General features: G+C 70.7%; 12 protein-coding genes and 1 tRNA gene. 6 read left to right on the top strand and 7 right to left on the bottom strand.

Annotated elements, in window-relative coordinates:
• Positions 1–12 precede the first annotated feature (12 nt).
• Positions 13–2,517 carry an aminopeptidase N gene (pepN, locus tag QZL85_RS03995; RefSeq protein ID WP_295573847.1) on the top strand — a complete coding sequence of 835 codons (2,505 nt, stop codon included), beginning with the start codon at positions 13–15 and terminating at the stop codon, positions 2,515–2,517.
• A gap of 86 nt (positions 2,518–2,603) precedes the next feature.
• On the opposite strand, the gene QZL85_RS04000 is transcribed toward pepN, so the two are convergent.
• The 6 genes from QZL85_RS04000 to QZL85_RS04025 form a co-directional block, all read right to left on the bottom strand.
• Positions 2,604–3,158: a hypothetical protein gene (locus tag QZL85_RS04000; protein ID WP_295573849.1), complete on the bottom strand. Its 555-nt coding sequence runs from the start codon at positions 3,156–3,158 to the stop codon at positions 2,604–2,606.
• Complete coding sequence (locus tag QZL85_RS04005) at positions 3,155–3,832, bottom strand: TetR/AcrR family transcriptional regulator (RefSeq protein ID WP_295573852.1); 678 nt, start codon at positions 3,830–3,832, stop codon at positions 3,155–3,157. Before QZL85_RS04005 ends, QZL85_RS04000 begins: the two co-directional genes overlap by 4 nt.
• 91 nt (positions 3,833–3,923) lie before the next feature.
• Entirely contained in the window at positions 3,924–6,065 is a 2,142-nt protein-coding gene (locus QZL85_RS04010) for a 3-hydroxyacyl-CoA dehydrogenase NAD-binding domain-containing protein (RefSeq protein WP_295573854.1), read from the bottom strand.
• Between the two features lie 11 nt (positions 6,066–6,076).
• Entirely contained in the window at positions 6,077–7,279 is a 1,203-nt protein-coding gene (locus QZL85_RS04015) for a thiolase family protein (RefSeq protein WP_295573856.1), read from the bottom strand.
• A gap of 71 nt (positions 7,280–7,350) precedes the next feature.
• Positions 7,351–8,547, bottom strand: coding sequence for a ribonuclease D (locus tag QZL85_RS04020; protein WP_295573859.1), 1,197 nt, complete (start codon positions 8,545–8,547; stop codon positions 7,351–7,353).
• Complete coding sequence (locus tag QZL85_RS04025; protein ID WP_295573861.1) at positions 8,540–9,130, bottom strand: DUF3000 domain-containing protein; 591 nt, start codon at positions 9,128–9,130, stop codon at positions 8,540–8,542. Before QZL85_RS04025 ends, QZL85_RS04020 begins: the two co-directional genes overlap by 8 nt.
• A gap of 25 nt (positions 9,131–9,155) precedes the next feature.
• Between QZL85_RS04025 and QZL85_RS04030 the strand changes: the two genes are divergently transcribed.
• From QZL85_RS04030 to QZL85_RS04045, 4 genes are all read left to right on the top strand, one after another.
• On the top strand, positions 9,156–10,367 hold the full coding sequence (locus QZL85_RS04030) for a S9 family peptidase (protein WP_295573863.1): 1,212 nt from the start codon (positions 9,156–9,158) through the stop codon (positions 10,365–10,367).
• Positions 10,368–10,376: 9 nt separating this feature from the next.
• Positions 10,377–11,405 carry a cell division protein ZapE gene (gene zapE / locus QZL85_RS04035; protein WP_295573865.1) on the top strand — a complete coding sequence of 343 codons (1,029 nt, stop codon included), beginning with the start codon at positions 10,377–10,379 and terminating at the stop codon, positions 11,403–11,405.
• A gap of 220 nt (positions 11,406–11,625) precedes the next feature.
• On the top strand, positions 11,626–12,852 hold the full coding sequence (locus QZL85_RS04040; protein ID WP_295573868.1) for an ammonium transporter: 1,227 nt from the start codon (positions 11,626–11,628) through the stop codon (positions 12,850–12,852).
• Between the two features lie 94 nt (positions 12,853–12,946).
• Positions 12,947–13,483, top strand: a complete 537-nt coding sequence (locus QZL85_RS04045; protein WP_295573870.1) for a type II toxin-antitoxin system PemK/MazF family toxin — start codon at positions 12,947–12,949, stop codon at positions 13,481–13,483.
• Between the two features lie 206 nt (positions 13,484–13,689).
• Here QZL85_RS04045 and QZL85_RS04050 read toward each other — a convergent pair.
• Positions 13,690–13,762 (bottom strand) — tRNA-Val (locus tag QZL85_RS04050).
• A gap of 48 nt (positions 13,763–13,810) precedes the next feature.
• Here QZL85_RS04050 and QZL85_RS04055 point away from each other — a divergent pair.
• A partial coding sequence (locus tag QZL85_RS04055; RefSeq protein ID WP_295573872.1) for a cell wall-binding repeat-containing protein occupies positions 13,811–14,389 on the top strand: 579 nt, incomplete at its 3' end.

Consider the following 14,389-nt stretch of genomic DNA (forward strand, 5'->3'; position numbering starts at 1 on the left):
AACGATGGTCGGATGAGCACCGCCAACCTCACCCGCGAGGGGACCGCCGACCGATCCGCCGCCGTCACGCTGCACACCGTGCGCGTCGACCTCGACCTGCGCGGCGCGCCGGAGGCCGGCACCACGGGCTTCACGGCGGTGAGCACCCTCGCCTTCTCCTCGTCGACGAGCGAGACCTGGATCGACTTCCTCGGCGAATCCGTCGACGCCCTCGAGGTGAACGGCACCGCGCAGCCGGTCGACTGGGACGGCGCCCGCATCCGCGTCACGGGTCTCGCGGAGGACAACGTCGTTTGCGTCCACGCGCGCGGCGCGTACAGCCGTTCCGGGGAGGGCCTGCACCGCTTCACCGATCCTGTCGACGGCGCGGTCTACCTGTACACCCAGTACGAGCCGGCCGACTGCCGGCGCGTCTACCCGTGCTTCGAACAGCCCGACATGAAGGCGCGGTGGACCTTCCGGGTCACCGCTCCGGCGGACTGGGAGGTGCTGTCCAACGGCGCCGAGACCGGCCGCACCGCCGTGGACGGCGGCATCCGGGTCACCTTCGCAGAGACCCTCCCGCTCTCCAGTTACATCACCGCCGTCGCCGCGGGTCCCTACCACCGCGTCACGGGACGCTGGGAGGGGGAGCGGCAGAGCGCCGACCTGGGCGTGCTCTGCCGCGCCTCGCTCGCCCCGCACCTGGACGCCGAGGAGATCCTCGCGATCACACGACGGGGGCTCGACTTCTTCACCGGCGTGTTCGGCGACTACCCGTGGGGCAAGTACGACCAGATCCTCGTTCCCGAGTACAACCTCGGCGCGATGGAGAACCCCGGCCTCGTGACCTTCACCGAGGGCTACATCTTCCGCGGAGCGTCGACGGTCGCGCAGCACGAGGCGCGGGCGAACACGATCCTGCACGAGATGGCGCACATGTGGTTCGGCGACCTCGTGACGATGCGGTGGTGGGACGACCTCTGGCTCAAGGAGTCCTTCGCCGACTACATGGGGACGCATGCCGCCGCCGCCGTCGGGGGCTACCCGGACGCGTGGGTCACGTTCGCCTCGCGGCGGAAGGCGTGGGCGTACCAGCAGGACCAGCTGCCGACGACGCATCCCATCGTCGCCGACATCCCCGACCTCGAGGCGGCGAAGCTCAACTTCGACGGCATCACCTACGCCAAGGGGGCGTCGGTCCTGAAGCAGCTCGTCGAGTACGTGGGCGTGGAGGCGTTCTTCGCCGGCGCGAAGCGCTACTTCGACGCGCACGCGTACGGCAACACGACCCTGGACGATCTGCTCGTCGAGCTCGAAGGTGCGGCGGGCCGCGACCTGCGGTCCTGGAGCGCCGCGTGGCTGCAGACGACGGGGATGTCCACCGTCCGCGTCGAGCGCGGCGACGGCCTCAGCGTCGTGCAGACCGACCCGCGTCCGCACCGCCTGAGCGTCGGCCTGCACCGGCTCGACCACGGCACGCTGCGCCGCCTCGCGGCGCTCGACGTCGACATCCACGATGAGCGGACCGTGGTCTCGCTGCCCGTCGTCCCGGATGTCGATCTCGTCCTCCCCAACGACGGCGACCGCACCTACGCGAAGGTCAGGCTCGACGAGCGATCGACGGCCGTCGTGCAGGCGGCCCTGTCCACGATCCCGGATGCCCTGACGCGCGCCGTCGTGTGGTCGGCGCTGTGGAACGCGGCCCGCGACGGCGAGCTCGCCGCCGTCCGATACATCGACGCCGCCGGCACGCACGGTCCGGCCGAGACCAACATCGCCGTGCTGGCCGATGTCGTCGGGCATGCGCGGTACGCCGTCGAGCACTTCGTCCCGGCAGAGGGCCGCGACGCGCGCCGCCGCGCCTGGCTCGAGACCGCCTGGCAGGCGATGCAGGCGGCGGATGCCGGCAGCGACGCGCAGCTCGTCTGGGCGCGCGCCGTGGGCGCCGCAGCGACGACCTGCGACGCGCACGCCGCCGATCTGCGAGCGGTACTCGACGGCACGGTTCCCGCGCCGGCGGGCCTCGCCCTCGACCCCGAACTGCGCTGGAACTGGCTGTTCGCCCTGGCCGCGACGGGACACGCGCGCGCCGCGGACGCCGCGGCCGAGTACGACCGGGACGCCACGGCGAAGGGCCGCAGCTCCGAGCTCGCGGTGCTCGCGGCGCGCCCCGACGCGGAGGTGCGGGCGGATGCGTGGCGCGCCGCGTGGGAGGACACGGCGCTGACGAACGACCACCTCGACGCGACGATCTCCGGCATCCGCGCGGGCGGACGCCGCGACCTCATCGCACGCTTCGACGAGGACTACTTCTCGCGCCTCCGCGACGTCTGGTCGGTGCGGAGCATCGAGATCGCGGGACGCCTCGTGCGTGGACTGTTCCCGGCATCCGAGTCCCTCGCTCCGGTCGACGCGTGGCTCGCGGCGAACGAGGACGCGCCCGGGTCGCTGCGCCGCATCGTGCTCGAGCAGCGGGACCATCTGGCCCGCGACCTGCGGGTCCGCGCCGCGCAGGAGCGCCTCCCGGGAGCCTGACGCCCGGCATCCCGCCTCCCGGCATCCTGGCGGGCCGCAGCGAGCGCAACGACGGAGATCGTCGAGGCGGACGAAATCCTCGGTCGTCAGCGCGGGGGATCGGATGCCGGCGGCTCTGCGTCGAGGATCGCATCCTCGGCCGCGGCGTCCGGGTCGGCGGGTGCCGGACTCGGCCGGCCGCGATCGGCGCGCAGCGAGCGGCGCCACGCACGCCACCACGCGAGCGGCACGGTGAGGATCGGTGCGAATGCGAACGGCGCGAACATGGGGTCCACGATCGATCCGGAACCCATCACCGCGAGGAAGATGCTCATCGTGGAAGCCCCCACCGCGCCCCCGAGCAGCGCGAACGAGGCGACGTGGACCACCGGGGATGCGACTCGCCGCAGTGCGCGGCCGAGCCCGTACGCCGGGAGCGACCACACCACCGTGGCGACGAACGCGACGGGAGCGCCGAACAGACCGGCGTACAGCACCACCGCAAAGAGATAGCCGCCCGCGGTGGCACCCAGCGCGAGCGAGATGACGGCGAGTGCGACGAGGTACATCCACCATGCGGCATATGCACCGCGCCAGAAGTCCTCGCGCGCGAAAGCCATCGGCTCGGCCGCCGTCCGCGGAGACGCCTCAACGGCGCTCACGACCGGACCGCGTCGACCAGGTCGAGCAGCTCCCGCACGGGCGCCCGCATGCCCGGAATCCTCACGAGCGGCAGAGCGAGCCGCAGGAGTGCGAGGCCCCGGTCGAGCAGCGCTCGCGTGCGTCGCTGGTCGGGGGAGGAGTCGTACACCCAGAAGAGCGCCAGCAGGAGGTGGCCGATGACCAGCGCGCGGGGGAGTCGCTCGGCGATATCGGCGGGCAGCCGGTGGGCGGCGCCGGCCACGGCCGCCTGGAACACGGATTCCGTGATCTCCAGCGCCGCGGCGGACTCGCTGGACAGCGGGTTCAACGGGGAACGCGGCGATACGGCCGCGGAGAGGAACTCGGCCGCGTGCGGATGGTACGGGGTGAGATGGTCGAGACCGGCTCCGTACGCGATCCGCAGTCGCGCGATGAGGTCGGACTCGTCGCCCAGGAGTGCCAGCGCAACCTCGCGGTGGGCAGTCTGCACGTCGAGGTAGAGCTCCTGCACGAGGTCGTTCTTCGAGGCGAAGTGATAGTTCGTGGTTCCGACGGAGACGCCCGCCTCGCCGGCGATGTAACGGATCGTGGTGTCGTCGTACCCCCGCTCGCGGAACGAGCGCAATGCGATATCCCGCAGAAGGGCGCGGGTCCGCTCGCGCTTGGTCATCGCGACGGATGTCGAACTGAACATGTTCAGAATCTAGCCTGCGTGCGCGCCGCCGGCAAGCACAACGGCCCCGGGCCGAAGCCCGGAGCCGTTGCGAGCCGACGGATGCGGAGCGTCAGCCGATGCCGCGGATGGGCGGCGTGTGGAACGTGGCGCCGAACACGCGCTCCGACGCACCCTCGCGGTCGAGGTACGGCGACGCGCCGCCGTCGATGAACGGCCAGCCGGCGCCGAGGATGAGGCAGAGGTCGATGTCCTCGACCTCGGGGACGACGCCCTCGTCGAGCATGAGCTTGATCTCCTGCGCGAGGCCGTCCTGCACGCGGCCGAGGATCGTCGCGGCGTCGGCGGGCGTCTTGCCGACGGCAGGCTTCAGGACCTTCTCCGCCGCCTTCGTGAAGCCGGTGACGCGACCGCCCTTGTCCTTCTCGACGACCTCGCCCAGCTCCGCCAGAGCATGGAAGTTCTCGTTCGCGTAGAACCGGTCGGGGAACGCGCGCACCATCGTGTCCTGCACGTGCGCCGCGACCTTCCAGCCGACCAGGTCGATCAGCTGGAACGGGCCCATCGGCAGGCCGAGGGGCCCGAACGCCTTCTCCACGTCGGCGACCGGGGTGCCCTCGTACACGGCACGCGCCGCCTCGCCCATGACCTTGGCGAGCAGCCGGTTCACGACGAACCCGGGGGCGTCCGCGGTGAGGACGGCGTTCTTGCCGAGCCCACGCGCGACGACGAAGGCCGTCGAGAGCGCGGCATCCGCCGTCCGCGGGGTCTTCACGACCTCGATGAGCGGCATGACGGCGACGGGGTTGAAGAAGTGGAAGCCGACCAGGCGCTCGGGATGGGCGAGCTTCGAGCCGATCTCCTCGACCGACAGCGACGAGGTGTTGGTGGCGAGGATGGCGTCCTCGGCGATGATCTTCTCGATCTCGCCGAACACCTGCTGCTTGACGCCGACCTCTTCGAAGACGGCCTCGATGACGAAGTCGCAGTCCGCGAACAGGCTCTTGTCCGTCGTGCCGGTGACGAGCGCGCGCAGACGGTTCGCGGCGTCGCCGTCGAGTCGGCCCTTGGCCTCGAGCGCGCCGATCTCGTCGTGGATGTAAGCGACGCCCTTGTCGACGCGCGCCTGGTCGAGGTCGGTGATGAGCACCGGGACCTGCAGCTTGCGCACGAAGAGCAGCGCGAACTGGCTGGCCATGAGCCCCGCGCCGATGATCCCGACCTTCGTGACCTTCTTCGCGAGGTCCTTGTCGGGGGCCCCGACCGGGCGCTTGGCGCGCTTCTGCACGAGGTCGAACGCGTACATGGATGCCGCGAACTGGTCGCCGGTGACGAGCTCGGCGAGAGCTTCGTCCTCCCGGGCGAAGCCCTCGGCCTTGGTGCCGGACTTCGCCTTGTCGAGCAGGTCGAGGGCGACGTACGGCGAGGCCGGGACGGTGCCGATCTTCGACTCGAGCATGCCGCGCGCCATCTTGATCGCGATGGGCCACTTGGTGAGGCGCTCGATCTTGCCGGGCTCGTTCTTCCGACTGACCTTGGTCGCGCCGGTGAGCACGCCGTCCGCCCAGCGCAGCGAGTCCTCGAGGTAGTTCGCGGCGGGGAAGATGGCATCAACGATCCCGTAGTCGAACGCCTGCTGCGGCTTCAGCATCCGGTTCTGCTTGAGCGGGTTGGAGATGACGACCTCGAGCGCGTTCTCGATGCCGATGAGGTTCGGCAGCAGGTACGCGCCGCCCCAGCCCGGGATGATGCCGAGGAAGACCTCGGGCAGCGCGATGGCCGCGGCGGAGGCGTCCACCGTGCGGTAGGTGGAGTTCAGCGCGATCTCCAGGCCCCCGCCGAGGGCGAGGCCGTTGACGAACGCGAACGACGGGACGCCGAGGTCGCCGAGCATCCCGAGCACCTTGTGCCCGAGCTGCGCGATGAGCTTCGCGTTGTCCTTCGACCCCACCTTCGAGATGTCGGAGAGATCGGCGCCGGCGGCGAGGATGTACTGCTTCCCCGTGATGCCGACGGCGTCGATCTCGCCGCCGGCGGCACGAGCCGTCAGCGCGGCCAGCGTCTCGCCGAGCGCGGTGAGGGTGGCCGGTCCGAGCGTGTTGGGTCGGGTGTGGTCGCGGCCGTTGTCGAGGGTGATGAGCGCGAGCCGCTTGCCGCTCGGGAGCGTGACGTCGCGCACGCGGGAGTGCGTGATGACCTCGCCGGCGGTGAGGGCCTGAATGGGGGAGAAGTCGATCGCGTCGTAGCCGGTCATCGGTGTCTCTCTCACTTCTTCTTGCCGTCGTAGTGCGGGTTCTCCCAGATGACCGAGCCGCCCTGGCCGAGACCCACGCACATGGCCGTCAGGCCGTAGCGGACGTCGGGGCGCTCGGCGAACTGGGCCGCGAGCTGGATCATGAGGCGCACGCCGGAGGCGGCGAGCGGGTGGCCGAGGGCGATCGCGCCGCCCCACTGGTTGACACGCGGGTCGTCGTCGGCGATGCCGAAGTGGTCGAGCAGCGAGATGACCTGGATGGCGAAGGCCTCATTGAGCTCGAACAGCCCGATGTCCGAGATCGTCAGCCCCGCCTTGCGGAGCGCCTTCTCGGTCGAGGGGATCGGTCCGATGCCCATGATCTCCGGCTGCACGCCGGCGAAGGCGAACGAGACCATGCGCATCTTGGGGCGGAGGCCGAGTTCCTTCACGGCCCGGCCGCCGGCCAGCAGCGACATCGTCGCGCCGTCGGTGAGCGGCGAGGAGGTCCCCGCCGTCACGCGCCCGTGCGGACGGAACGGGGTCTTGAGCGCCGCGAGGTCGTCCATCGTGGTCTGCGGGCGGCGCCCCTCGTCCTCGGTCGCGAGGGTCCAGGAGCCCTCGGCGTCCTTGACGGCGACCGACACGAGGTCGGGCTGGAACTTGCCGGCGTCGTAGGCGGCCTGCGCCTTGTGCTGGCTCAGCATCCCGAACCGGTCGGAGCGCTCCTTCGTGAGGTGCGGGAAGCGGTCGAAGATGCGCTCGGCCGTCACACCCATGTTGAGGGCGCCGGGGTCGACCATCTTCTCCGCGACGAAGCGCGGATTGGGGTCGGCGTTGCCCCCGATGGGGTGATGGCCCATGTGCTCGACGCCGCCCGCGAGGGCGATGTCGTACATGCCGTAGCCGATCGAGCCCGCCATGGTCGTGACGCTCGTCATGGCGCCCGCGCACATGCGGTCGATCGCGAAGCCCGGGACCGTCTGCGGCAGGCCCGCGAGGATCGCGACCGAGCGTCCGAGGGTCAGCCCCTGGTCGCCGGTCTGGCTCGTCGCGGCGATCGCGACGTCGTCGACGCGGTCCGCCGGGACCTGCGGATTGCGCTCCATCAGTCCGATGGTCGCCTTCACGGCGAGGTCATCGGCGCGGGTGTTCCAGTACATGCCTTTTTCGCCGGCGCGTCCGAAAGGGGTACGCGTTCCGTCGACGAAGTAGACGTCCGAAAGCTCGGCCACACTGCCTCCAAAATTAGGGATCGCTCAAGCCTATGAAGGCGGCAGGGGCGGCGAAATCGGTTGGATCGTATCTACGAAGCGGGCTCGGACGGCTCCGCCACGTCATGCACGGAATCGACAAAGGCTTGGACGATCACCTGTGCAGTGTGCGCAATCTGCCACGGTCGCGCACCATAGGACTCCAGGATGCTGCCCACGCCGTCGGCATCCAGCGGCTCCGGGGGAGCCCACGCGACGCGGCGCAGGGTGTCCGGGGTCAGGAGGTTCTCGACCGGCATGTTCAGCTCCTCCGCGAGGGCGTCGATCCGCGGCCGGGCGGTCTTCAGCCGTGCGTCGGCGGCGGGGTTGCGGTCGGCCCATGCGCGAGGCGGCGGCATCCCGTCACCCGGCACGCGTTCGACGGGCAGGGCAGGGTCGGCGCGGCCGGCCTCGATGGCCGCCCACCAGCGGTCGAGCTGGGTACGACTCGCGCGGCCGATGAACTCCTTCGTGCGCGCGAGGTCCTGCTTGGTCGCCGGATCGGCCTGCACGGCGGCGACGAGCGCCCGGTCGGGTACGAGGCGGCCGGGGGAGACGTCCTGCTCCTTCGCGAACTCCTCGCGGGCGGTCCACAGCGCTCGGGCGACCGCGAGCGCGCGGCGGCCGCGCACCGTGTGCAGTCCGCTGAGACGTCGCCACGGCTCCTCGCGCGGGGGCTTCGCGGGACGCGTGCGCACGGCCTCGAACTCCTCGTGCGCGAGCGGCGTCTTGCCCTGCTCCTCGAGCTCGAGCGCGAGCGCGTCGCGCACGTCGATGAGGTGCAGCACGTCCAGCGCCGCGTACTCGAGCCAGGACTGCGGCAGGGGCCGGGTCGACCAGTCGGCGGCGGAGTGCGCCTTCGCGAGCGTGATGCCGAGGGTGTCCTCGACGACGGCGCCGAGACCCACCCGCGCGTGCCCGAGCAGCCGCGCCGCGAGTTCGGTGTCGAAGATCGACGGCGGCTCGAGGTTCTCCTCGCGGAGGGACGGCAGGTCCTGGCTCGCCGCGTGGAGCACCCACTCGACGTCGCCGATCGCCTCCTGCAACGGGGCCATGTCGCCGAGGGCCGGCGGATCGAAGAGGTACACGCCGGCATCCCGCCGGTACACCTGGATGAGGTAGGCGCGCTGCGTGTAGCGGAATCCGGAGGCGCGCTCCACGTCGACGGCGGCCGGACCCGTGCCGGCGGCGAGGGTCGACGCGGCCTGGAGGAACTCGTCGACGTCGGTGATGACGGGGAACTCAGCCACGCGCCGCCCTGTTTCCGCCCAGCACGACGATCCCCTCCGACCCCGGCGGCAGACCCGCCAGCATGCACACCAGTTCCGCCCACGCCTGCACGTGCGAGGCGACATCGCCCTCGGGCGACCAGGACGCGCGCAGTTCGATCTGCGCGCCGTCGCCTTCGTCGGCCAGCGATCCGAACCCCTTGGACAGGGTCTTCGTGGCGGTGCCGGACGCCGAATGGAACCGGGCGCCGCGGGCTGCCAGAGCATCGACGAGCCACGACCATGCGACGTCCGCGAGGAGCGGATCGGTGCCGATCTCCGGTTCGAGGGGCGCCTGGGCGAAGCAGACGATGCGCCACGCGCCGTTCCACGCGTCGGGCTCGCTCGGGTCGTGGAGGAGGATGAGGCGGCCCGTCCCGTACTCGGAGTCGCCGCCCTCCTCATCGGGGCGCACGTCGCCGGCCAGGGCGATGGCCTCCGGCGCGAGCGAGGACGGCGCCGGGATCTCGCGCACCGCGAAGTCGTCGCGGAAGGTCAGGGCGCGCAGCGCATCGGCGACCTGCGCGAAGGCCGGCGTGGCAGCCGGGGGACGGGGTTCATCCACGTCGACAGACTAGAGTGACGGGACCATGATGGCATCCAGGCGCGCCGTTCCCACCGGTGCATCTCCGACCCTGATCGCCACGCTCCGCGGCCTCATCGTCGGGTTGACGACGGCGCTCCTCGGCGTGACCGGGATGATGACCTTCATCTCGGTGCGGATGGCCCGTAAGGTCGTCACGCCGGGCGGTCGGCTCCCCGACACGAAGATCCTCGACGTCGACACCGCCGCCCAGACGATCACGCTGAGCCGCACACCCGACACCGAGCTCCCGGGCCGGTACGGCCTCTTCACCGTGGGCACCGCCGCGTACCTCAAGCTCGGCTCGGTGCTCTCGGCCGACGAGAAGAGCGTCAAGCGCAAGCTCCTCACGCACGTCGGCACCGACGCGCAGCTCGCGCCGGACGCCGCGTTCAGCGGCTGGTACTTCGCGCAGCCCGAAGAGCTGCACCTGCCGTTCTCCGGCGAGCTCGTCGGCTCTCCCGTGGGGCCCTGCCCGGCCTGGATCTTCCCGGCCGCCGAGCCGACGGACACGTGGGTCGTGCAGGTGCACGGCCGGGGCACGACGCGTGCCGAATGCCTCCGCGCGGTCCCCGTCTTCCACGCCGCCGGCCTCACCTCGCTCGTCGTGTCGTACCGCAACGACGGTGAGGCGCCGCGGAGCCGCGGCGGGGCCTACGGTCTCGGTGCGACGGAGTGGCGCGACGTGGATGCCGCGATCGGTCTCGCGCGGCGACGCGGCGCCCGGCGGATCATCGTCATGGGCTGGTCGATGGGCGGCGCCATCGCTCTCCAGCTCGCCCTCAGCTCGGCGCACCGCGACATCCTGAGCGGCATCATCCTCGAGTCGCCCGTCATCGACTGGCGCATCGTCCTCAACTTCCAGGCGCGACTGCAGGGCCTTCCGACGCAGGTCGCGGACCTCGCGATCGGCACTCTGCGTCGGGAGTGGACCACCCCGATGACCGGTGCCGACGTGGCGATCCCGTTCGACCGTCTGGACGTCGTCGCCCGCGCCGCCGAATTGCGGCATCCGATCCTCATCCTGCACAGCGACGACGACGGGTTCGTCCCCTCGGACGCCTCCCACGACCTGGTGGTCGCACGTCCGGATCTCGTGGAGATCCAGATCTTCGAGGTCGCGCGCCACACCAAGCTCTGGAATTACGACCAGGACCGGTGGACCGCCGCCATCACCCGCTGGCTGGCCCGGACTGGGCAGGTCACGCCCGCGGTTTAGTGTTGAGGGGTGAGCAGCGCACCCGTCGGCATCGTGCACCTCAGCGACCGCGCTCCTCAAGTGTCGGGTGAGCAGATGGTGGCGGCGCTCGTGCCCCCTCCGCAGTTCGACGACGCGACGTTCGACACCTATCGCACGGACGCGCGGTTCCCGTCGCAGCAGGAAGCGAAGGATCTTCTCACCGCGTTCGCCGGTGGCGGCGAGCCGGCACCCCGCGGGAGCCTCTTCCGCCGCGCGAAGAAGAGCCCGGAGGTGAAGCCCGGCGTGTACCTCGACGGCGGCTTCGGCGTCGGCAAGACCCACCTGCTCGCGGCGGTCTACCACGCGCTGCCCGCCCGCCGGAAGTACTTCGGATCCTTCATCGAGTACACGGCGCTCGTGGGGGCGATGGGGTACCAGAAGACCGTCGAGCTCTTCCGCGGCGCGGATCTGCTGTGCATCGACGAGTTCGAACTCGACGATCCGGGCGACACGATGGTCATGACCCGGCTCCTCGGCGAGCTCGTCCCGACCGGCACCCGGCTCGCCGCCACCTCCAACACTCCGCCGAACGCGCTGGGGGAGGGTCGCTTCGCCGCGCAGGACTTCCTGCGCGAGATCCACGCGATGGCGGCGAGCTTCGAGACGATCCGCATCGACGGGACCGACTACCGCCAGCGCGCCGTCGACGGACACGCCGTCGTCGTCGCCGCCGACGAGTACGAGCGGACTGTGGCGGATGCCGCGGCATCCGGGCTCGTCTCCGACGACACCTTCGACAGCCTCATCCGCCACCTCGCGACCGTGCACCCCTCCCGCTACATCCGCCTCATAGAGGACATCGCCGTCATCGGCATCCGCGACGTCGCCCCGCTCGATGACCAGTCGGCGGCGCTGCGCTTCGTCGCGTTCATCGACCGCGCGTACGACGCGCAGGTCCCCGTCCGCGCGACCGGCAGCCCACTGGACGAGGTCTTCACCGAGGACATGCTCGCCGGCGGCTATCGCAAGAAGTACCTGCGCGCGATCTCGCGCCTGGTGGCCCTGACACACAGCTGAACCCGCCGTGCGCGGCTCCGCGCCACGCCGATCCAGAGGCACCGCCGGGCACCCCGAAACGTGATGTTCACGCTCAGGGCACCCTTGTAACCAGCGCGAAACACGACACGCATACTGCGGGAAACCGGCGATCGCGAGACTGGGCGAGCCCGGATCCCACCGTCATACCCGACATCAGGCGGAGCGGGCCTTGAGTATCAACACATGAGTGAGGAACTTCATGGACAGCGGAAATCTCGCCTGGTCTGTCGCCGCGACAGCCCTCGTGCTTCTTATGACGCCCGGTGTGGCGTTCTTCTACGGCGGTCTGGTCAAGGCCAAGTCGGTCGTCAGCATGATGATGCTGAGCTTCGGGGCCATGGGGTTGGTCGCCGTGCTCTGGATCCTCTACGGCTCCAACATGACCGTCATCGGCGAGGGGGAGTCGCAGTTCCTGGCCGGCAACCCGTTCAGCGACTTCGGTCTCGCGAACGCTGACAGCGACACGCTCGTCATCTCGGCCTACGGCGCCACGTTCGCCATCATCACGGTGGCCCTCATCTCCGGCGCGATCGCTGACCGCGCCAAGTTCGGGTCCTGGATGATCTTCGCCGGCGTGTTCGCCACGGTCGTCTACTTCCCGGTGGCCGCGTGGGTCTGGGGCGGTGGCTGGATCTACAACCTCGGCGCCAACCTCGGCCTCGACGTCGCCGTCATCGACTACGCGGGCGGCACGGCCGTCCACATCAACGCCGGTGCCGCCGCGCTCGCCCTGGCACTCGTGCTCGGCAAGCGCGTCGGGTTCCAGAAGGGCATCAACAAGCCGCACAACGTGCCGCTCGTCCTGCTGGGCGCCGCGATCCTGTGGTTCGGCTGGTTCGGCTTCAACGCCGGCGCCGAGGGCACCTTCGCCCTCCTCGGCACCGAGGACTCCAGCGTCGGCCTCATCGTCGTCAACACGCTCGGCGCCACGGCTGCCGCGATCCTCGGCTGGATCGTCATCGAGAAGATCAAGGACGGCAAGGCCACTTCGATCGGTGCCGCTTCCGGCGCCGTCGCGGGTCTCGTCGCGATCACCCCGGCCTGCGCCGCTCTGGCGCCCGGCTGGGCCCTCCTCCTCGGCCTCGTCACCGGTGCGGTCTGCGCGCTGGCGATCGAGCTGAAGTGGAAGCTCGGCTACGACGACGCGCTCGACGTCGTGGGCGTGCACCTCGTCGGTGGTCTCATCGGAACGCTGTACCTCGGCTTCTTCGCCACCGGCACCGGCCTCTTCACGGGCGGTGACGCGTCGCAGCTGCTCGTGCAGGCCATCGCCGCGTTCGGCGTACTGATCTACTCCTTCGTGGTCGCCTACGTGCTCGGCTTCGCGATCGAGAAGACGATCGGCTTCCGCGTCAAGAACGAGGACGAGATCGCCGGCGTCGACACCGTGGTCCACGGTGAAGAGGGCTACGCGCTCGTCGACTGACACTCGCAGTTCCAGCAACGGAGAGGGTGCCGCATCGCGCGGCACCCTCTTCGCATGCCCGGGCGCGCGTCAGGCCCCTCAGTAGGGTGGGACGGTGAGCTACGCGACCCGCATCCTTCAGGCCCTCAGCGGCCTGTTCCGCTCGTCGGGCGGGCAGAGGCCCGCCTCCGTTCCGCAGGGCCCGTCCGGGCGCGGCGATGTGCCCGGGCGCGGGGGAGAGGGCGCGACGGTCGAGGTCGCACCGCCCCCGGCCGGGGCGCTGCGCATCACGTACGATCCCTCCCTCGACGGTGACCCGGATGCCGGCGAGATCGTCTGGACATGGGTGCCGTACACGGAGAACGACGGGCGCGGCAAGGACCGCCCGGTGCTCGTGATCGGGCGGGATGGGGAGGACCGCGTCTTCGCCGTCCGGCTGACGAGCAGGTCGCACGACGGCGACCGCGACTTCCTGTCGCTCGGGACCGGCCCGTGGGACACTCAGGGGCGCGCGTCGTGGGTCGACATCGAGCAGCTGTACAGCGTGCACCGCGACGGGATGCGGCGTGAGGCCAGCGCACTGGACCTCGACCGATTCACCCGCGTCGCGAAGGCGCTGAGCGACCGGTACGGCTGGCCCGTGGGGCGCTGACCGCCGGCATCGCGCTCGGGAGAATGTCACCGGCAGGGGATCCCCGCCCCGTGTCAGGAGATTCTCCCGGCTCAGGCTGATCCGCGCCGAGAGCGCCTGACTCCGGCAGATCGCCTGACTCAGGGAGGCGGCGCGCAGTGGACGGACACACGGGAACGAAAGAGCCCCGTCGCTCGCGGGGTGCGCGTGCTGCGGGGCTGAATGTGTGGGCGATACCAGACTCGAACTGATGACCTCTTCCGTGTGAAGGAAGCGCGCTACCAACTGCGCCAATCGCCCATGGCCCGGGGGCCGATCACCAAGCTTATAGGATGCCGGGACGGGGACGTGAATCCTCGCCGATCCTGGGGAGTCGACGTGCCGCGCTGGAATCTTGTCGCCGGGCTGAGCGCCATCGCCCTGACGGCGTCGCTCGTGATCGCGCCCGCACCGCTCTCGGCCTCCGCCGCGACGACGCCCGCCGTGACACGCGTCGCCGGCACGGACCGGTACGCCACGAGTGTCGCCCTGTCGCGCGCCGCGTATCCGTCCGGAAGCCGCGTGCCGACCGTCGTCGTCACGAGCGGGACGACCTACTACGGCGGTCTGAGCGCCGGATCGGTCGCGGCGAAGGCCTCCGGTCCTCTCCTGCTCACGGGACCGACGGCGCTGCCGTCCAGCGTGGTCACGGAGATCAGACGCCTGGCTCCGCAGCGGATCGTGATCGCGGGCAGCGCCTCACTCGTGTCGGCCCGTGTCGAGACGCAGCTGCGCGCTCTCGCACCGGAGGTCGTGCGCGCGGGCGGCGATCGGTACGGCGTCTCGGCCGCGCTGATCCGGCTCGCGTTCGCCGCGACGCCCGGGGCGCCGCCGACCGAACCGACGCCCACACCGACCCCGACACCGACACCCACCCCGACACCCGAG

The sequence above is a fragment of the uncultured Microbacterium sp. genome (assembly GCF_900078385.1).
Classification (GTDB): Bacteria; Actinomycetota; Actinomycetes; order Actinomycetales; family Microbacteriaceae; genus Microbacterium.